General features: G+C 48.4%; 17 protein-coding genes. 2 read left to right on the top strand and 15 right to left on the bottom strand.

What is annotated here, in order from left to right:
• Nucleotides 1–420: hypothetical protein (locus LLG09_06880; GenBank protein ID MCE5196836.1), on the bottom strand; the 420-nt coding region annotated here is incomplete at its 3' end.
• 465 nt (nt 421–885) lie between these two features.
• Between LLG09_06880 and LLG09_06885 the strand changes: the two genes are divergently transcribed.
• Nucleotides 886–1,173: a hypothetical protein gene (locus LLG09_06885; protein ID MCE5196837.1), complete on the top strand. Its 288-nt coding sequence runs from the start codon at nt 886–888 to the stop codon at nt 1,171–1,173.
• Nucleotides 1,174–1,270: 97 nt separating this feature from the next.
• On the opposite strand, the gene sdaAA is transcribed toward LLG09_06885, so the two are convergent.
• The 13 genes from sdaAA to LLG09_06950 all read right to left on the bottom strand — a co-directional run bounded on the left by sdaAA (nt 1,271) and on the right by LLG09_06950 (nt 17,008).
• Nucleotides 1,271–2,158, bottom strand: a complete 888-nt coding sequence (sdaAA, locus tag LLG09_06890; GenBank protein MCE5196838.1) for an L-serine ammonia-lyase, iron-sulfur-dependent, subunit alpha — start codon at nt 2,156–2,158, stop codon at nt 1,271–1,273.
• A gap of 10 nt (nt 2,159–2,168) precedes the next feature.
• Nucleotides 2,169–2,834: an L-serine ammonia-lyase, iron-sulfur-dependent subunit beta gene (sdaAB, locus tag LLG09_06895; GenBank protein ID MCE5196839.1), complete on the bottom strand. Its 666-nt coding sequence runs from the start codon at nt 2,832–2,834 to the stop codon at nt 2,169–2,171.
• Nucleotides 2,835–3,025: 191 nt separating this feature from the next.
• Nucleotides 3,026–4,204 (bottom strand): PatB family C-S lyase, encoded by a 1,179-nt coding sequence (locus LLG09_06900; GenBank protein MCE5196840.1) that lies wholly within the window; start codon nt 4,202–4,204, stop codon nt 3,026–3,028.
• 513 nt (nt 4,205–4,717) lie between these two features.
• Nucleotides 4,718–6,040, bottom strand: a complete 1,323-nt coding sequence (mtaB, locus tag LLG09_06905; protein ID MCE5196841.1) for a tRNA (N(6)-L-threonylcarbamoyladenosine(37)-C(2))-methylthiotransferase MtaB — start codon at nt 6,038–6,040, stop codon at nt 4,718–4,720.
• Nucleotides 6,041–6,817, bottom strand: a complete 777-nt coding sequence (locus LLG09_06910; protein ID MCE5196842.1) for a 16S rRNA (uracil(1498)-N(3))-methyltransferase — start codon at nt 6,815–6,817, stop codon at nt 6,041–6,043. It abuts the gene before it with no gap.
• Nucleotides 6,784–7,725, bottom strand: coding sequence for a 50S ribosomal protein L11 methyltransferase (gene prmA, locus LLG09_06915; GenBank protein ID MCE5196843.1), 942 nt, complete (start codon nt 7,723–7,725; stop codon nt 6,784–6,786). The genes LLG09_06910 and prmA overlap by 34 nt, the downstream gene beginning before the upstream one ends.
• 110 nt (nt 7,726–7,835) lie before the next feature.
• Complete coding sequence (gene dnaJ, locus LLG09_06920) at nt 7,836–8,987, bottom strand: molecular chaperone DnaJ (GenBank protein MCE5196844.1); 1,152 nt, start codon at nt 8,985–8,987, stop codon at nt 7,836–7,838.
• Between the two features lie 74 nt (nt 8,988–9,061).
• Nucleotides 9,062–10,909 (bottom strand): molecular chaperone DnaK, encoded by a 1,848-nt coding sequence (gene dnaK, locus LLG09_06925; GenBank protein MCE5196845.1) that lies wholly within the window; start codon nt 10,907–10,909, stop codon nt 9,062–9,064.
• A 47-nt stretch (nt 10,910–10,956) separates the two neighbouring features.
• On the bottom strand, nt 10,957–11,628 hold the full coding sequence (gene grpE, locus LLG09_06930) for a nucleotide exchange factor GrpE (GenBank protein MCE5196846.1): 672 nt from the start codon (nt 11,626–11,628) through the stop codon (nt 10,957–10,959).
• 539 nt (nt 11,629–12,167) lie between these two features.
• On the bottom strand, nt 12,168–13,196 hold the full coding sequence (gene hrcA / locus LLG09_06935) for a heat-inducible transcriptional repressor HrcA (GenBank protein MCE5196847.1): 1,029 nt from the start codon (nt 13,194–13,196) through the stop codon (nt 12,168–12,170).
• A gap of 128 nt (nt 13,197–13,324) precedes the next feature.
• On the bottom strand, nt 13,325–14,533 hold the full coding sequence (gene hemW / locus LLG09_06940; protein MCE5196848.1) for a radical SAM family heme chaperone HemW: 1,209 nt from the start codon (nt 14,531–14,533) through the stop codon (nt 13,325–13,327).
• Between the two features lie 21 nt (nt 14,534–14,554).
• Complete coding sequence (lepA, locus tag LLG09_06945; GenBank protein MCE5196849.1) at nt 14,555–16,348, bottom strand: translation elongation factor 4; 1,794 nt, start codon at nt 16,346–16,348, stop codon at nt 14,555–14,557.
• 36 nt (nt 16,349–16,384) lie between these two features.
• A complete protein-coding gene (locus LLG09_06950) occupies nt 16,385–17,008 on the bottom strand; it encodes a TetR/AcrR family transcriptional regulator (GenBank protein MCE5196850.1) in 624 nt (207 codons plus the stop codon).
• Between the two features lie 347 nt (nt 17,009–17,355).
• Here LLG09_06950 and rpsT point away from each other — a divergent pair, with 347 nt between their 5' ends.
• Nucleotides 17,356–17,628, top strand: coding sequence for a 30S ribosomal protein S20 (rpsT, locus tag LLG09_06955; GenBank protein MCE5196851.1), 273 nt, complete (start codon nt 17,356–17,358; stop codon nt 17,626–17,628).
• A 123-nt stretch (nt 17,629–17,751) separates the two neighbouring features.
• Here the strand turns inward: rpsT and holA are convergent, their stop codons facing one another.
• The gene (gene holA / locus LLG09_06960; GenBank protein ID MCE5196852.1) at nt 17,752–18,789 is read right to left on the bottom strand and encodes a DNA polymerase III subunit delta; all 1,038 of its coding nucleotides are present in this window, start codon (nt 18,787–18,789) and stop codon (nt 17,752–17,754) included.
• Nucleotides 18,790–18,847: the final 58 nt, after the last annotated feature.

Here is an 18,847-nt window from a genome sequence, read left to right on the forward strand (position 1 = left end):
CCGCAGCATAATATAATCGACCGCTTCCAGATCCTGTTCTTCCAATCGCTCCACTGCTTCCTGTAAAAGCATGGTATCGATGGAGGCATCCATATCGCTGAAAGACTCTGCCCGCAGATTATTCGCTGCTTTTTCCAAAATTCGTTCTTGCTTGGCTTGCCTGGAAATCAGATCCATGAAAGCATTATGAGTCATCATGGCCAAATAGGCTTTTTGCTTTTGGCTCTCTTTTTGAACCAACGCTTTGGTTATTTCGGGTTTCTTTGCTAAAATCAAAAAGACATCCTGCGCCGTTTCCAAAGCGATTTCCCTATTTTGACTCAGGGTGTAAGCGACACCGAAGATATAGTTGCTATATGTCTGAACAATTTGGTCCAGCAATTTACTGTGGCTGGTTTGTAACAAAACCATCACCTGCATTTCGGTTATTTTCTGTTCTATTCTTTTTGCTGGACTTAAATCCCTTTTATAGAATAAAGCAGCTATTTTATCCGCGTAGCTTCTCTACCTTTCTCTCGTTCGCTGTTTCTCTTCATCAAATAGAAGGAATCCGGCAGTGTGAAATGTGCATATTATTCAGTAGATTATCCAATATTTTGCTTTATTTGTGAAGAGTGCTTTGTAGATTCAGAAAAGCCTATTTGGTTTGATACCGTTGCAAGGAGAAAATGTATTATGTTGTAATTTTCTGTGATACAGGAAATTTCTCTGTAAAACTTCCGTCTTATCAATAAAGCAATTTTGTTCACACTTATCTTAATGCCTGAATGTATCCTGTTTCATTAAAAATGTCTGAAGCTGTCATGATGGTTCTGTATCATTTTCAAGGGTCTGTAAAAAGTCGTCTCTGCAGTAACTCAATTTGAAGAAAGAGGTGTATCTGACATGGTAATTTACCATCTGTGCAAGGTAATCGAAGGTCTTGCTGACTATCCCAGTAACGATGAGCGCTCATTTGGCTACTTTCTTTCCAAACAAAAAGCAGAATCCCATCCGGAGTATCAAAAGTATATCAAAGAAGAAACTGCCATCCAAAAGAAAAAAGCGCGTTATGCAGCCAATTGGAGAATGCTCAGCGATAAAGACAAAATCGCTTATTATCACGACCTGAATACGGAAGCAGCAAGCTGCCATTCCTATTGGTATATTCGAGAAATCAGCGTCATTGAATAAAAAATTAATTATGCATCAAAATAAAAACTCTCCCGCAATGAACCATCGTCCATCCGAGAGAGCCTTAATCGTTTCAGAGAGTTTTAAAAAATGAGCGTTATTCGTCCTCTTCCATTTTGCGGAATATTTCATTGTTGATCTTCCTGCCGGTTTGCGTCGCGGCGATGCCACCCATGGCTGTTTCTCTTAATTGCATCGGCAGCATTTTACCGGTTCTGAACATGGCGTCAATCACCTCATCGAGCGGGATGATGCTGCGCTGACCTGCCAAGGCAAAATCGGCGCTTAACAGGGCATTGACCGCCTGAGATGCATTGCGCTGCGCGCACGGTACCTGCACCAATCCGGCGACCGGATCACAAATCAAGCCCATGATATTCATCAGGGCAAATGCAGCCGCATGCAAAGCCGCTTCCGCTGTGCCACCGGCCAGATCAACGGCAGCGGCGGCAGCCATGGCAGCCGCCGTACCGCATTCTACCTGGCAGCCGCCTTCCGCTCCGGCCACTGTGGCATTGCGCATGATCACGGCGCCCAAACCGGCAGAAACCAAGAGTGCGTTGAGCACAGCTTCTTTGTTGCTTTTTCTGCTTTCTGCTACCGTAATCAAAACTGCCGGAATGATACCACAGGAGCCCGCGGTTGGTGCCGCACAAATTCGCCCCATGGCGGCATTGGTTTCCGAACAGGAAAGCGCCCTGGCCATCAGCAAATTGAGAAAACTGCCGCAAAGCGTATCGCTTGTTTGCGCATATTCATACTGGGTCTTGGCGATGCCTGTAATCAGCGACCCTACGGTGAAAAGTGGCTTTTGCAAGGCTTTGGCGGCAGATATCTGCATAATCTCATACGTCTTTTCCAGGTGCTGCATCACTTCCGCTTTGCTGCAATCGGTCAGTTTCATCTCATTTTCCAGGATAATTTCCGAAAGAGGCACTTGGCTCTCTTTCGCTTCCAACCATAATTCCGCGGCATTGTTATACATATTCATTCTCCTATCTGCAATTGATGATCCGCACCCGGTAGATTTGCGGATAATTGCATAGAATCGCATTGACTTCGGGAGGAATAAAGCTATCCGTCTCAATCATACAGGAAGCGATACCACCTTTGGCGCTGCGGTTCAGTTTCATGACACCGATGTTGATGTTGAAATGCGCCAGTACCGCAGTAACGCTGCTGACAATCCCCTTGCTGTCCTGCTGGGTGATCAAAATAGCGGGAGAAGTGGCCGTATATTCTATGGCAAAACCATCCACTTCGGTAATAATAATCCGAGCTCCACCCAAAGAGGAACCAATGATGCTGCTTTCGCCGCCTTTGCTTAAATGAAAGATCATCTTGACTGTATTTTCGTGCGCATTTTCCAATTCAATCGTCTGAAAAGTATATGAAATCCCCTGTTCTTTGGCCAATTCGAAGGAAGCAGACAAGCGCTCGTCATCTTCCCGCAAACCCAGCACACCGGCGACCAAAGCCAGATCGGTACCATGCCCTTTGTATGTTTTGGCAAACGAGCCATGCAGATAAAAATCAACTTTTGTAAAAGGCGCATCAACAATCTGGCGCGCGACGAAAGCAAGCCTGGCCGCACCCGCGGTATGTGAGCTGGAAGGTCCGATCATAACCGGTCCCAATACATCAAAAATACTGATATTCATCGTATTGACACCCCTTTCCCATGCAATATTTCCCTTTTCTTACATTATAAGGGTTCGCTCTGCGAATTGCAAGTGAGGGAAATCTGCCTTGCGTCATTTGCTAAAGCCTAAGCCAGTTGCTGTCTGTCTCAATGAAAAACAGCTTCTATTCTGCCGATTTTTGGCAGAATAGAAGCTGTTTTTTATAGTTTCTAGATCAGTTTTTTTGCTTTGGCAGCCTCGTAGAGACGCTGCAAAGCTTCTTCGATCACAAAAGTTGGGCAGGCTATGTTGATGCGTTCAAAACCGCTGCCATCATCACCGAAAATATAACCTTCATCCGTAAACCAGAGGGCATCATGTACCATAAAATCTTCCAGCGCCTGATTATCCAAACCGAATGCCTTGAAATCGAGCCACATTAAGTAGGTGCCTTCCAGTGGAGTGACTTTGATCATCGGCATTTTAGCGGCAAAGAACTGTTCCACTACCGCGGCATTGTGGAATATCAAAGCAATACATTCGTCCAGCCAGCCCTCCGCTCGCGAGTAAGCCAGTTCGCAGGCTTTTTTGCCCAGCATATTGATGCCGCGGGAGGTATATTTGGCATACTGTTCGCGCAATTCCTTGTTGGGGATAATCACGTTGGAAGTCTGCAGACCGGCCAGGTTAAATGTCTTGGAAGGAGCAGTCAGGACGATGCAATGCTGGGCAGCTTCTTCGCTGATCGTAGCAAAAACAGTATGTTTCCTGCCCGGTTTGATCAAATCAAAGTGGATTTCGTCCGAAATAATCATGACATTGTGATCAATACAAATGCGGGCTACTTTGGTCAATTCCTCTTTGCTCCAGACGCGTCCCACCGGATTATGCGGGCTGCAAAGAATAATGGCCGTATTGGCCGGATCTTTGGCCTTCGCTTCTAGATCGGCATAGTCCATCTCGTAGCGGTTACCTACGAGCCTTAAAGGGTTGTTGACCAAGATGCGGTTGTTCAGCTCAACCTGCATTTTGAACGGGTAATAAACCGGTTGCTGCACGATGACACCGTCGCCGGGTTTCGTATAAGCTTGAACTGCTGCTCCCACGCCGCTAACCACACCGGCGCTGAAAAGAATCCAATCTTTTTCGACTTTCCAATCGTGACGGCGTTGCATCCAGTCGATCAATGCCTGGTAATAGGTCTCGCTGGTAGCCGTGTAGCCTAAAATTGTCTCACCGATATAGTCCTGTAAGCCTTGCACGATCTCAGGTGCATTCTTCAGTTCCATATCGGCAACAGACAACGGCACAATCGTCTCCGGAACACTGGGATTCTTTGCCTTCATCCCTGCCCATTTGGATGAATCCTGGGCATGACGATTGACCAAAGTTGTAAAATCATGCTGCATAGTAATTGCCTCCCGTCAAATTTCTCTATTTTTTTATCTAATCACTTTTTACTAGTATTGTCAAGTTTTTCTGCGGAGCAGGTCAATAATTACCGCAGATAAAACCCGTCCTGGCTACGCTCAAATCGTCAGAATAGACGCTTTGTTTTTCAGCAAGTCTGTTAAAGATTTTCCTCACGAAATTACTTCCGGATTCGGCGCCTGCAGCTGCTCAACGACAGCAAATTGAGCAGTCCCGGCGATGCAGGCAGACAGCTTCACGCCGCTTTGTCTCGTCAAAGCCATTTTATCCTGAATGAATTGATCTTCTGCGCAAGTTTTGCCGAAACACTCAAATAATCACGGTAACTTCATTCCAAAAACCTTTTAATTTACTGTTGATCACATCGACAAAAACCGGAAGCTGCGCCGTATTGATATCATTGGTTGTCTATAAAATATAAAGATGATCGTTCCTATTCTCCTGCCTGCCTTCTGTAGTGCTATCTATCTGACCGGAAGTAGAATTTTATTCTATTTTCGGATGACCACCCCTGTCAAGCCACCCTGCCGCAGACCGGTGATGCGTACCGTCACCAATTCACCGCCTTTGCCGGGTTTGCCTTCGAAGGCAGTCTGCACACGTAAATATTCGCCACTGTAGCCTTCCGCAAACCCATTGCGGTTGCTATTTTCTTCCAGCAGTACCTGCAAGTCTTTGCCGATAAAGCTTTTGGCATATGCGGCAGCCATTTTTTCAGCTAAGTCGCGCATTTGTTTGCTGCGCGCCTCCTGGATCTCTTTTGGGATCTGGTCCGGACTTTTGGCGGCAGGTGTGCCTTTGCGTGCCGAATAACGAAAAACATGCATACGGCTGAACTGCATTTCCTGACAAAAAGCCAAGGTTTCAGCGACCTCGCTTTCTGTTTCTCCGGGAAAGCCGACGATCAGATCCGTGGTCAGAGCAAGGTCAGGTAATCGTTTGCGTAAGCGGCCGACCAGCTGACGATAGTAAGCGGTATCGTAATGACGATTCATGCGCTGCAGCACGCCGTCACTGCCGCTCTGCAGCGGAATGTGCAGATGTCGGCAGAATTTCGTTTCGGCTGCCACAAAATCAAGGAATTCCTCGCTGACATCCAATGGCTCTATAGAAGAAAGGCGCAGACGACGCAGGCCTTCCAGCTCGGCTAAGGTTTGCAATAATTGGGTCAGATTGCTTTTTGGCGTAAAATCACGGCCCCAGGAAGAGAGGTTGATGCCGGTCAGAACCACTTCCTTATAGCCCTGCGCCGCCAGAGCAGTCGCCTCCTGCAGCACATGCTGCAGCGTCCGGCTGCGCTCCGGTCCCCGTAAATAGGGGATGATGCAATAACTGCAGTAATTATTGCAGCCTTCCTGAATCTTGATCATCGGCCGGCTGTAATCGGCTTGGTCGCTGCCGGGCAATTCTTCAAAGGATTCTGTCTGTCGGAATGGCCGCACGAATGACTGCACACTGGCATTGGCAGCTTGCTCTGCCTCCTGTTTTAGCTGCTGCAACAAACTGAGACGGTCAGCCGTGCCAACGACAAACTTCACACCGGGCATCGCGGCAATCGTTTCCGGTTCCAGTTGCGCGTAGCAGCCCATCACTACAATTTGCGCTTGTTCGTTGCGGCGATGTGCCTGGTGGATCTGCTGACGCGATTTCGCTACGGCCTGCTGCGTGACCGCGCAGGTATGTACCAGATATAAGTCCGCTTCCTCTTCCCAGGCTACCACTGCATAACCGGCGCTTTTCAACTGGCCGGCAATGCTTTCACTTTCATATTGATTGACTTTACAACCTAAGGAATAAACAGCTGCGCGCTTCATTTAAAAACTCTCCATTTCGTGATAATGATACAAGACCATGGTGCAAAAAGCCATGGCTGCCGTTTCCGCCCGCAGGATGCGCGGTCCGAAGGAAACCGGGATTGCTCCGGCCCGAACGGCTGCCGCGGCTTCCTGCGCTGTCAGGCCGCCTTCCGGTCCAATGATCAGAGCCATGTTCTGAGGCTGGGCTATCGTCTGCAGTACCGGCAGCAGACTGTTCGCCGCTTCTTTTTCCCAGGCCAATAACACGCTGTCATAAGACGCAAGCTGCTGCAGAAAACGTTCGTAAGGTATCGCTTCCAATACAGCCGGGCATTTACCGCGCTGCGATTGTTCCGCCGCTTCCCGCACAATTTTTTGCCAGCGTTCCCGTTTCTTCTCCCGCTCAGCACTTTTGATCTGTACCACCGTGCGCTCACTGATCAGAGGCTGGAAACTGCCGACTCCCAGCTCGGTGCATTTCTGCAGAATAAAATCCCAGCGTTCTCCTTTGGGCAAACATTGCGCCAGGGTAATCTGCAGCTGTGCTTCGCTGTTTTCCTCCGTCACCGCCACGATTTCACCGACAGCCCGGGCTGCCTCCAGTTTTTGCAGAACAACGCGATAAAGCCTTCCCTGCCCGTTGGGACAAAGAATTTCATCTCCAACTTGCAAGCGCAGCACTTTTGCCATGTGATGGGCATCTTCCGCCCCGAGGAAAACCTGGCTCCCCCTGATTTGTGCATCGGTAATAAAAAAACGTGTCATCGCGCTTTGCGGACTGCCATGGCAACCCATTCCCCTTCCTGTCTGATTTCCAGGAGCGTCAGCTGCGCTGCCTGGATGGCGGCAGCGACATCTTCCTGACGGCCGGTTATAATACCGCTGGCCAATAAAATGCCTCCCGGCAACAGCACGCGCTGCAGATCAGGCAGCATAGCAATGATTGCATTCGCCACAAGATTGGCTGTGATCAGGTCAACCGGCTGTTTGACCTGATCGGTCAGATTGCCGTGAATCAGCGTGACTTTTTCAGACAGCTGATTGAGCTTGAGATTATCTTTGGTACTGGTCACTGCCTGTTCGTCCAAATCCACCGCAATTAAACTACCGGCTCCCAGCAAAGCGGCGGCGATGGTCAGGATACCGGATCCACAGCCGACATCGAGAAAAGAACAGCCGGGCTGCAGATAATCTTCCAGTAGCTGCAGACAAAGCCGCGTGGTCGGATGGGTGCCGGTGCCAAAGGCTAAACCCGGATCCAAAGCGATCTCCAATTCACCCGGTGTTGGCTCAACTGCTTGCCAAACCGGACGGATCAGCAGCCGTTTACCGATCCGCAATGGCTTATAATAAGCTTTCCAGGCGGTCGCCCAGTCATTATCCAATACGATTTCGCTTTTGACCTGACAAGAACCTGCCTCGAGCCCATATTCCGGCAAACGCCGGATAGCTCGTTGAATTTGAATCACCGTTTCCGCCACCCAGTCACTTTGCCGCAGCCAGGCTTTCACAATGACTTCTCCATTCGGGTCTGAATTCTCCGGCAATTCCACATAATCCCAGCTGCCCGGCTGCAGACTGCATTCCAACAAGGCGCGCGGATCGTCAATGGCCACTCCGGCTGCGCCCGCTTCCATCAGGATGGCTGCGGCGGCTTCCACGGCTTCACGATTGACCGAAACTGCTATTTCAATCCATTCCATCTACGCTCTCTCCTTTGCTCGTACAAAACTAAAAAAGGCTGTTGTCAGACGATGCTTCAAAATCCCGTTTTGTGATTTTGAACCATCGCTATGCAACAGCCCCTTTCTATTTAATTGCCTTTGAATTTATCCTTCATCTTATCGAAAAAGCTTTTCCCGGCAGATAAAACCGCTTCGTCCCCCATCGCCTGGGCAAATTGATACAAAGCTTCTTTTTGCTTATCGTTCAGCTTACGAGGGATGTCCACCTTAATCTGCACCTGCATGTCGCCTCTGCCATACCCGGTGAGAGAGGGGAAACCTTTGTCGCGTAAACGGAAGAAGGTATTCGGCTCTGTCCCTTCCGGTATCTTCAGAGTAGCCATCCCTTCCAAAGTCGGTGTTTTGATCTCGCCGCCCAGTACTGCTTGGGCAAAGCTGATCGTAGCTTCACTGATCAGATCGTCGCCTTTACGGGAGAAGTATTTGTGCGGCGTTACGGTGATCACGACATACAAATCACCGTTGGGTCCGCCTTTTTCGCCCGGTTCACCTTCTCCATTCAAGCGCAGCCGTCTGCCGTTTTCAATCCCGGCCGGTACTTTCACTTTAACAGGACGGCGACGGCGGGCTTTCCCGCTGCCCTTACAATTGATGCAAGGTTCCTTGATCACTTTGCCGGTGCCGCCGCAATGGCTGCAGGTCCTGACGCTCATCATATTGCCCAGCATCGTCCTCTGTACCGTTTGCACTTGTCCGCTGCCTTTGCAGACAGGACAGGTTTCAACCTGAGAACCCGGCTTGGCACCGCTGCCGCCGCAGGTGGGACAATTTTCTTCCCGCTGCACCTGAACTTCTTTTTCCACGCCAAAATAACTTTCTTCAAAAGAAATGGTCAGATTGATGCGCAAGTCATTGCCCTTGACAGGACCGTTACGCTGAGCGCTGCCGCGTCCACCCATACCACCGGAGAAAAACGTATCGAAAATATCACTGATATCACCGAAGCCACTGCCGCTAAACCCGCCGCCGGGAGCGCCGCCCATATTTTGTTCCTGATCAAAGGCCGCATGACCGTATTGATCGTAAAGCGCGCGTTTCTGACTATCGGAAAGCACATCATAGGCTTCTTTAACTTCTTTAAATTTTTCCGCCGTATTGGGATCATCAGGATTGGCATCCGGGTGCAGCTCCCGAGCCAGTTTGCGATAGGCTTTTTTAATTGCCGCCTCATCAGCACTTTTATCAATGCCCAGCAGCTCATAATAATCTCGTTTTGCCATAACCTCACACCCTTTAAGTAGCCCTGCAAGAAGAGATCAGCCTCTCATTGCAGGGCTGCACGTCATTGATTCACTTAGTGCTTCGGGTTCTTCGGATCATCTTCATCCACAACATACTCGGCATCCACTACATTTTCATCCGTATCGGTACTATTCTGATTCGGTGCCTGTCCGCCGGCTGCCTGAGAAGCCTGCTGTTGCTCGTAGACTTTGGAAGAAAGTTTATAGAGATGTTCGGTCAGTTCCTCGGAAGCTTTCTTAATTGCTTCTGCATCACTGCCCTTCAACGCGTCTTTCACCTTTTGAACAGCTGTTTCCGCTTCGGCTTTTTCGGCAGCAGAAACCTTATCACCCAAGTCTTTCAAGGTTTTTTCGGTTTGATAAACCTGATTGTCGGCTTGATTGCGAATTTCAATTTCTTCCTTGCGCGCTTTATCTTCGTTGGCATGCAATTCTGCTTCTTTGATCATCTTATCGATCTGATCCTTGGAAAGATTCGTGGTAGCGGTAATTGTAATATGCTGTTCTTTGCCGGTCCCCTGGTCTTTGGCTTTGACATTGACAATGCCGTTGGCATCAATATCAAAGGTCACTTCAATCTTGGGTACACCGCGGGGCGCGGCTAAAATACCGTCCAGCATGAAACGCCCCAGTGTGGTATTACCGGCAGCCATTTCACGTTCTCCTTGCAGAATATGGATTTCCACAGAGGTTTGGCCATCGGCAGCCGTCGAAAAAATCTGAGTCTTGGAGGTTGGGATCGTGGTATTACGGTCAATCAAGCGAGTAAAGACACCACCCAGCGTTTCTAAGCCCAACGAAAGCGGAGTCACATCCAGCAATACCATCCCTTTGACTTCGCCGGCCAAGACGCCGGCCTGGATAGCCGCACCTTCGGCGACTGCCTCATCGGGATTTACGCCTTTAAAGGGTTCTTTGCCTAAGGCTTTGCGAACGGCTTCCTGCACTGCGGGGGTACGGGTCGAACCGCCAACCAAAATCACTTTGTCAATATCGCTGTTGGATAATCCGGCATCTTTCATCGCCTGACGGGTCGGTCCCATGGTTTTTTCGACTAAATCTTCGGTCAGGGCATCAAATTTAGCCCGGGTCAGCGTCAAATCCAAATGTTTCGGACCAGTCGCATCGGCTGTAATGAAAGGCAGGTTGATATTCGCCGATACAATACCGGACAATTCAATTTTGGCTTTTTCAGCCGCTTCTTTTAAACGCTGCAAAGCAGAACGATCTTTGGACAGATCAATGCCGCTGGTTTTTTTGAATTCAGCAACCATCCATTCCACTATACGTTGATCAAAGTCGTCGCCGCCCAGACGGGTGTTGCCATTGGTCGCTTTGACTTCAACCAAACCTTCGCTGATCTCCAGAATGGAAACATCAAAGGTGCCGCCGCCTAAATCGAAGACCATGATGGTTTGATCGTTTTCCTTATCCAGACCGTAAGCGAGAGCCGCCGCGGTTGGTTCGTTGATAATCCGCATGACTTCCAAACCGGCAATCGCGCCGGCGTCTTTGGTAGCCTGGCGTTGGGAGTCGTTAAAATAGGCGGGAACGGTAATCACCGCTTTGTCTACTTTTTCACCCAAGTAAGCTTCGGCGTCCTCTTTTAATTTACGCAGAATCATAGCGGAGATTTCCTGCGGGCTATAAATCTTGCCGTCGATATTTACCTTGAAATTGCTGCCCATCTCACGTTTGATGGAACTGATCGTATGGTCCGCATTGGTAATAGCCTGCCGTTTGGCAATTTGACCAACCAGACGTTCATCGCCTTTGAAAGCGACGACAGAAGGCGTCAGGCGGCTGCCTTCCGCATTGGGGATGACAGTGGGCTGCCCGCCTTCCATGACTGCCACAACAGAATTGGTGGTTCCCAAATCGATACCGATAATTCTACTCATGTTCAAAACACTCCATTTCGTTTCTTTATTTTTTCCTAAAGAGATACTTATTTATGGGCAACCTGCACCATTGCGGCGCGGATTACTTTCTCTTTCATTTTATAGCCTTTCCGCAATACCATAGTGACCGTATTCTCTGCTATCCCTTCCGTTGCTTCACACTGCATCACGGCTTCATGCACATAGGGATCAAACAATTGACCGAGGGATTCAATTTCCTGCAACCCTTCTTTGGCCAGCACCTCCAGCAATTGACGGTGAATCATCTGCACGCCGGTTTTCAAACTATCACAATGTTCGCCTTCCGGTAACGGTGCCGCCAAGGCACGCTCAAAATCATCCAAAATCGGTAAGAGAGCGCTTACTACCTTTACCGAGGCGTATTGACTCAAATCCTCCCGCTCTTTTTGGCTGCGGCGGCGGTAATTGTCAAAATCGGCCTGCAGTCTCAGGTTATAAGCCTCCAATTCTTTGACTTTTTCCGTATTGGTCAACAGCTGCTGCATTGCTTGCGCTGTCAGTACGATTGTTTCCTGCTCAGCTTTTGCTGATGTGTCTGTTTCTTCTGTCACTTCCTCAGCCTTCTCTGGCGTAGTTTCCGCTTGATTTTCTTCTGGCGTAATTTCCGTTTGGCTTTCTTCAGGCGTAATTTCCGCTTGGCTTTCTTCAGGATTTATGATGGCTTCTGTTTTCTTTTCTTCCTCCGTACTGTAAAACATTTTCTTCCATTCCTTTCTGAACCGATTATTTTTTTGCTGCATTATGATATCAATCCTTGCTGCTGTGCCGGCATTTTCTACAGATTGTGCCATGAGACGTTTCAGTACTTTAACCGGGCTGTCCAAGCCATCTGCCGGCATCCTTTTCCAGGTTGCTCCGCAGTTTCATACTCTCTCTGGCTGCCGGGACAATATTTTTTAAAATCTGTTGCTCCCTATTTTCCAACGGACAGCTGTATTGTTTGCTAGAGGGAATCGCTGCCTGACGCCAAAACGTGCTCCGCCGATCATTCGGTTGATGAAGACTCTCTTGAACAATTGTTCGGAATCCAGGCTGATCAAAGCGCCGGCAATCATCGCAGCATTTGTTGTACCATCGCCGATTTCCTCCTGACGCGCTTTTGCCATATTGATCAATCAGCAGGCGGCAGGGTGTGTCACATATCCGTTTTCTCTAAAATGGTAACGCCGGCGGCATGGGATAATTTTTCTCCGTCTTCCCAGTCTGGTGTTATGGTTACCCTAGCCGCAAACCTCTCTCAACCTTTGTTAAATACTTCCGATAATAATTTACTGACTTCCCGCACAGCGGCTACCGCTCTGGCATAATCCATGCGAGTCGGTCCCAAGACGCCGACCCATCCCATCGGCTGACCGTTCCATTTATAGACCGCAGTGACTAAACTGCAGTTTTCTACTTCCTGTATTTGATTTTCCGAACCGATGGTGACCTGAACCTGATCGGTTTGCTGCAAATTCCCCAGCATATGCTTCATATACTCGCGATGATCCAGCAGTTGAAGTATACTGCGCACCTGTTTGATATCCTGAAATTCCGGCTGTCCCAACATCCTGGCAGCTCCACCCAGATATAAATCACTCTGATGTTCACCCAGCAAAACCTGTTGAACCAAATCGAGGACCTGGTCAAATTGACTGATTTTCTGACTGACATCAACCCGCACCTGACTGATCCCAGCTTCCAGCATTTGATTCCAAGTTACATTGTGAAACTTCTGATTGATATAGTTCGTGATATTGTCCAGGTCATTCTGATCGATATTCGGGGGCAGGCCGATCATGCGATTGGCCACCAGGCCATTCTCTGCGACCACCACGGCCAATGCCTGGCCGGATTGAATTTCGATCATTTGCAGTTTATTCAACCGGCTGGACTGCGGCTGCGGTCCGGAAGCAATCGCCATATAATCGGTCAGAGATGCCAGTAAATGTGCCGACTGCTGAATGACATTCTCCAGAACCTGAACCTGTTGTTGATAACTTTGGCGAATGGCTTTAATTTCCTCGGGAGAAACCGCCACCTCGTCCAGCAAATGATCGACATAAAAGCGATAACCGTTCTCCGAAGGGATTCTTCCTGCGGAAGTATGCGGCTGCTGCAAAAAGCCCATCTCTTCCAAATCCGCCATTTCATTGCGGATGGTTGCGGCGCTGACATTAAAGATGTATCGTCTGGCAATCGTACGGGAACCTACAGGTTCCGCTGTCAGGATATAGTCACGAACAATTGCCTGCAGTATACGCTTCTTGCGTTCATCCAATTCCATTCAGCTCACCTCTACCTTCCTTATTACGATGCAATATCTTCACCTGCTTAGCACTCTCAAGCATCGAGTGCTAACAAGGCAAAGATACACCTTGCAGAAGAAATTGTCAAGTGGAAAAACAAAAAACGTCAGGAAAGGTCAAAGTCTTTTTCGTCCGGTAGAAAACGCAGGAAAACTTGATTGCTCAGCGGAATGCCGCGGCTCGTTAAAGCAATTCTGTCGCCATCTTTTCGGATCCACCCTTGCTGTGTGCAGAAGGCGATTGCCTCCTGATAATATTGTAAAAAATCAATGTGAAAGCGGCGATTCAATTCGAGAACCGAAATCCCCTGCATGGTGCGCAAACCCAGCATAACCGTCTCTCCCAATTCGATCGCACGGGTCGTATATTCATTTTCAGCAATACACGGTTGATGGGATTGCCGCCAGGCGCGGCTATAGCGTTCGACGTCCGCCACATGAGAAAATCGATGTTTGTCCAGATAAGAATAAGCCGCCGCGCCGAGACCTAAATATTCTTGATTATGCCAGTAAATCAGGTTATGACGGCATTCCGCGCCCGGCACGGCAAAATTAGAAATTTCATATTGCTGCAGTCCGGCCTTTTCGGTCAGCTCCGCTGCCAGTTGCATCATCTGCAGCTGTTCATCTTCCTCCGGCAATTGCAATTTGCCTTCTGCCAGAAGACGACCGAACGGCGTCTCCTCTTCTACGATCAGATTATAGAGGGAAAGATGCGGCGGCTGAAAGTGTAAGGCTTTGTTCAGTGTTTCGCGCCAGTCCGCCAATGTCTGGCCGGGCAGCCCATAGATCAGATCCATGCTCCAGTTCTGCAAACCGCTTTGTTTGAGTTGCAGAATGGTTTGCTCCGCTTCTTCGGCGGTGTGGCAGCGTCCCATTGCCTGCAATAAGTGCGGCTGAAAAGCCTGTACACCCAGGCTCAACCGATTGATCCCCCGCCGCCGGATGAGCGAGATTTTTTCCGGAGTCAGGCTGCCCGGATTTGCTTCCATTGACTTTTCCGCATCCTGGCGAAAGCTGAAATTCTGCTCAATCAAGTCGAACAAACGTACCAATTCCGCTGTTTCTAAAATCGAAGGTGTACCGCCGCCGATAAACAGCGTATCAAAGACAACGCCTTGCAGTCTGTAATCCCTGGCGTACCAGACCGCTTCCTCCGCTAAGGCAGAGAGGTAGCGCTCCCTTTGCGCCCGGCAGGTCGGGATCGAATAGAAATCGCAGTATTGACACTTGCTCTGACAAAAAGGAATATGAAGATAGAGACCTATCATCTGCTTCACCTCAATAGAAAAGCCGCGCCGGTCAGTCGTTTTCACACCTCCCGGCACAGCCTGCTCTTATTTGTCTATCTTTAGAACAGCCATAAATGCTTCCTGAGGCAATTCCACATTGCCCACCATCCGCATTCGTTTCTTGCCTTCTTTTTGCTTTTCCAGCAATTTGCGTTTTCGGCTGATTTCGCCGCCGTAACATTTGGCCAATACATCTTTACGATAGGCGGAGATGGTTTCCCTGGCGACAATTTTACTGCCCAAAGCCGCTTGAATTGGGATTTCAAACTGCTGACGCGGAATCACTTTGCGCAAGCGTTCACAAATTGCCCGACCGCGCGCTACCGCTTTGTCTTTATGCACAATCACAGCCAAAGCATCGACCGGATCTCCGCTGACCAAAATATCCATCTTCACCAAATCCGCTTCCTGATAGCCGATGAATTCATAATCCAGAGAAGCATAGCCTTTGGTGCGGGATTTTAATTGGTCGAAAAAGTCGTAGATAATCTCGGACAGCGGCAAAGTATAATAAAGTTCCACCCGGTTGGCATCAATATAGTCCATGTGATCATAAATGCCGCGTCGGTCGCGCACCAATTCCATAATGGGACCGATATAGGTTTCCGGCGCCATGATACTGGCTCTGACATAGGGTTCCTCAATCTTTTCGATTTCGGTTGGTTGCGGTACCATGGAAGGGTTGTCCAAACGCACCACTTCCCCGTCGGTTTTCGTGATTTGATAGATGACAGTCGGCGCCGTGGTGATGATATCGATATTGGAATGACGTTCCAAACGTTCCTGCACAATTTCCAGATGAAGCAAACCTAAAAAACCACAGCGGAACCCAAATCCCAGGGCGGCAGAGGTTTCCGGTTCAAAACTAAGCGAAGCATCATTCAGCTGCAATTTTTCCAGAGCATCCCGTAAATTAGGAAACTCGCTGGTCTCGGTTGGATAGATACCGCAGTAGACCATGGGAGTTGCTTTACGGTAGCCGGGCAGCGACTGCTCCGCCGGATTTTCCGCATCGGTAATCGTATCACCAACCCGGGTATCCTGCACGCTGCGGATGGTCGCCGTGACATAACCAACTTCCCCGGCGCGCAGCGTGGGCAGAGACTGCAGATTCGGTCGGAAATCCCCGACATCATTGACTTCGTAAATTTTACCGGTCGCCATGAAGAGAATCTTCATACCGGGTTTGATTTCCCCTTGCATCACCCGGATGTAACAGATAACACCGCGATAATTATCATAGAAGGAATCAAAAATCATCGCCTGCAGCGGTCCGTTCACATCCCCCTGAGGCGGAGGTATCAATTGAACGATTTGTTCTAAAATTTCCGGGATACCGGTGCCATCCTTGGCTGAAGCCAGGACCGCATTGGCACAATCCAAACCGATGACATCTTCGATTTGTTTTTTCACCCGCTCCGGTTCGGCACTGGGTAAATCGATTTTATTGATGACCGGTATAATCTCCAAATTATGGTCCATCGCCAAATAGCAATTGGCTAAGGTCTGCGCTTCGATACCCTGCGATGCATCCACGACCAGAATAGCGCCTTCACAAGCCGCCAGAGAGCGGGAGACTTCATAATTAAAGTCCACATGTCCCGGTGTATCAATCAGATTCAACTGATAGGTTTTGCCATCTTTGGCTTTATAGTCAAGCCGCACGGCATGCAGCTTGATGGTAATGCCTCTTTCCCGTTCCAAATCCATTTGATCCAATACCTGGTCTTCCATTTCGCGCAGGGACAGCGTACCGGTCGCTTCAATCAAGCGGTCGGCCAGAGTCGATTTGCCATGATCGATGTGTGCAACAATGCAGAAATTACGAATCAGATTCATATAGTTCACAAAGTAGCCTGCCTTCCAAGTTAAAAGCTAGCGCCGCATGCCGCTGCGCAAAATGCTCAAGAGATAATCCAGTTGATTGATGAAGCTATTATCGTCTGGGATACCAATCACCGGCTCGGTCAAAGTGAAATCCTGCAGGTTGACCATCAGATGATTGATCAGTCTGCCCATTAATTCCACCGGGACGTCGCGGCGCAATTCGCCGCGCGCAATCGCTTGCTCAATCATATGTTCGTAATAATCAATACCTTCCACTGCATATCTCAATCCGATCGCATCCTGCAGCATGGTGTCTTCCATACGAACTCTGCGTAAGAAAGCTGCTTCGGTAGGATGGATTTGGGCAAAATCCATGATCAGTCTGCCCTGGACTTTCAGGAGAATAAAAAAATCGAGCCTGCCGACCGGGCGGATCTCCTGAAACCTTTTCTGGGCAAAGGCAGCCTGTATTCCGGCTACTTGATCCAGTACACTCAAATAGAGCTGTTTTTTATCTTCGAAGTGATGATAAAAACTGCCTTTCGACACCTTTGATTTTTTTAAAATTTCGTTTATCGAAGCAGTTTCATAACTGTGTGCCGCAAATTCTTCGAGCGCTTCGTGGTATAATTGTTCCTCATTCTTAATTTTGCTCCTCTCTTCAGCCGGCATACAGTAACCTCCTCGTACACTGATTTCCTGTTTTATTGTTAGTCATGTCGCATTATATCACCTTTCGGGAATAGATGCTATCCCTCATACTGCAAAGTTGTGAGAATTTTGCAAATCTTTGAAAATCGAAGCGGATTTTTGCCGTGCAAGAAACCGGGTCATCACCCAGCCACGATTCAGAGCTACTTGTCATGAATGGCTTTGCTTCAGAAAAATACAGGCAATCGTAGCAATACTCCTTGCAAATTGATCATAGGCATGTTACAATATCTCAGTGCTATTTATCCTATAAAACTGCTGCCTCGCTGTTTTTGGATAGAATTGAAATAATGAAGGAGGTGAGACGCATGGCCAACAATAAATCCGCCATCAAGCGCGTGAAAATCACCGCCAAGAAAACTGCTCGGAACAATATTATTCGTTCCAAAGTTCGAAATTCCATCCGTAAGTTCAGACTCGCTATCACAAGCGAAGCGGAGAACAAGGATGTCATTTTGAAGAATGCTATCAGCCAGATTGATAAAGCAGTTTCCAAAGGCATTTTACACAAGAACAACGCCGCCCGCAAAAAATCACGCTTAACCAAGCGACTCAACAAAGCGACCACGCCTGTTGCCTAAGCATCTGCTTTGGTCGAGCCGGTCTTTGTTTTCTTTGTATAAAATAATAACACTCTGTGCTGTTAAAGAGGAAACCCTTCAACCGCAGAGCGTTTTATTTTTGTACACAACACACACATCAGCTTAATGAATTTTGGCTAGAAAAGAACCAACCAATATTTCCAAAGCGATTTGTTTTTCCAGTTTACCGGTCAATACCGCTTCTTCTTTTTCCACCACTTCCGCTAAAAGCTGGTAGAGATCTTCCCGCCGGAATTTCGAGGCGCCAGAAGAGATTCGCTTGATAGCGAAAGGTCTGACTCCCAACGCTTCCGCCATCTGATTTTCATCGATTTTCTGCCGCTGCCATTCTTTTACCCGCACGATTTGCCGCAACTGATAGCGCACCAGCGCCAATAATCTAACCGGATCTTCTCCGCGGCGCAGCATTTCACTCAACAAATCCATGGCTTTGCCGCCTTGTTTGGCGGTTATTAAATCCATTAACTCAAAGACATTGATTTCCGCAGAGGCGGCCAAATAAGGCAGGGCATCTTTCAATAAAATCGCTTTAGCCGGTGAAAAAAGCAGCGACAGTTTCTCCACTTCCTGCTCGGCAATGCCGACTTGGCTGCCGGCTAAATTGACCAGATATTCCAGTAAACCATAATCGGCTTTTAATTGATGGGCAGTAAAAAAATCCTGCACGGTACGCAGCATATCATCCCGTTTTAAAACCGGGCATTCCACAACTTTTGCCAAGGGAAGCAGCAGCTTCGTGAATTTTCTTCTTTTATCAAGACTGCCATATTCGCAAAGTACCAAAATATTGCCGCCATTGCTCAGCAGATCCAACCAGGCTTTTTCTTCATTCCCGCTGTCCGGGATCGGTTCGGCAGTTTCTTCTTCGTTTTTACTTTTCCCTTTTAATAAACGGAAATTTTCAATAAAAACAAGCTTCCGGCCTCCCAGCAAACTGACCTGAAGTTGTTCTTCCAATTCAGGCAGGTGCAGATCACTGCCATTCAGCGTAACCAAATTATATTCTTGTTCTTCTTTTGGCACCAATGCAGATAACATCTGTTTGCAGCGCTGGACCTGCCAATAATCTTCCCCATAAATCAGATATAAATCAGCAATTTTTCCTTGTTTTAATTCGTTCTTTAATTGTCTCCAGTCCATTGCAGCTCACCTCTTTTTATCTTAATTCGCAGCAGCGGCCGCCTTATCCTGCCAACCT

Source organism: Negativicutes bacterium (assembly GCA_021372785.1).
In the GTDB taxonomy this organism is placed as follows: Bacteria; Bacillota; JAAYKD01; order JAAYKD01; family JAAYKD01; genus JAJFTT01.

Coding starts and splice junctions, on each gene's coding strand:
- LLG09_06885 (MCE5196837.1), top strand. CDS start 886: ATGGTAATTTACCATCTGTGCAAGGTAATCGAAGGTCTTGCTGACTAT.
- sdaAA (MCE5196838.1), bottom strand. CDS start 2,158: ATGTATAACAATGCCGCGGAATTATGGTTGGAAGCGAAAGAGAGCCAA.
- sdaAB (MCE5196839.1), bottom strand. CDS start 2,834: ATGAATATCAGTATTTTTGATGTATTGGGACCGGTTATGATCGGACCT.
- LLG09_06900 (MCE5196840.1), bottom strand. CDS start 4,204: ATGCAGCATGATTTTACAACTTTGGTCAATCGTCATGCCCAGGATTCA.
- mtaB (MCE5196841.1), bottom strand. CDS start 6,040: ATGAAGCGCGCAGCTGTTTATTCCTTAGGTTGTAAAGTCAATCAATAT.
- LLG09_06910 (MCE5196842.1), bottom strand. CDS start 6,817: ATGGGTTGCCATGGCAGTCCGCAAAGCGCGATGACACGTTTTTTTATT.
- prmA (MCE5196843.1), bottom strand. CDS start 7,725: ATGGAATGGATTGAAATAGCAGTTTCGGTCAATCGTGAAGCCGTGGAA.
- dnaJ (MCE5196844.1), bottom strand. CDS start 8,987: ATGGCAAAACGAGATTATTATGAGCTGCTGGGCATTGATAAAAGTGCT.
- dnaK (MCE5196845.1), bottom strand. CDS start 10,909: ATGAGTAGAATTATCGGTATCGATTTGGGAACCACCAATTCTGTTGTG.
- grpE (MCE5196846.1), bottom strand. CDS start 11,628: ATGTTTTACAGTACGGAGGAAGAAAAGAAAACAGAAGCCATCATAAAT.
- hrcA (MCE5196847.1), bottom strand. CDS start 13,196: ATGGAATTGGATGAACGCAAGAAGCGTATACTGCAGGCAATTGTTCGT.
- lepA (MCE5196849.1), bottom strand. CDS start 16,348: ATGAATCTGATTCGTAATTTCTGCATTGTTGCACACATCGATCATGGC.
- LLG09_06950 (MCE5196850.1), bottom strand. CDS start 17,008: ATGCCGGCTGAAGAGAGGAGCAAAATTAAGAATGAGGAACAATTATAC.
- rpsT (MCE5196851.1), top strand. CDS start 17,356: ATGGCCAACAATAAATCCGCCATCAAGCGCGTGAAAATCACCGCCAAG.
- holA (MCE5196852.1), bottom strand. CDS start 18,789: ATGGACTGGAGACAATTAAAGAACGAATTAAAACAAGGAAAAATTGCT.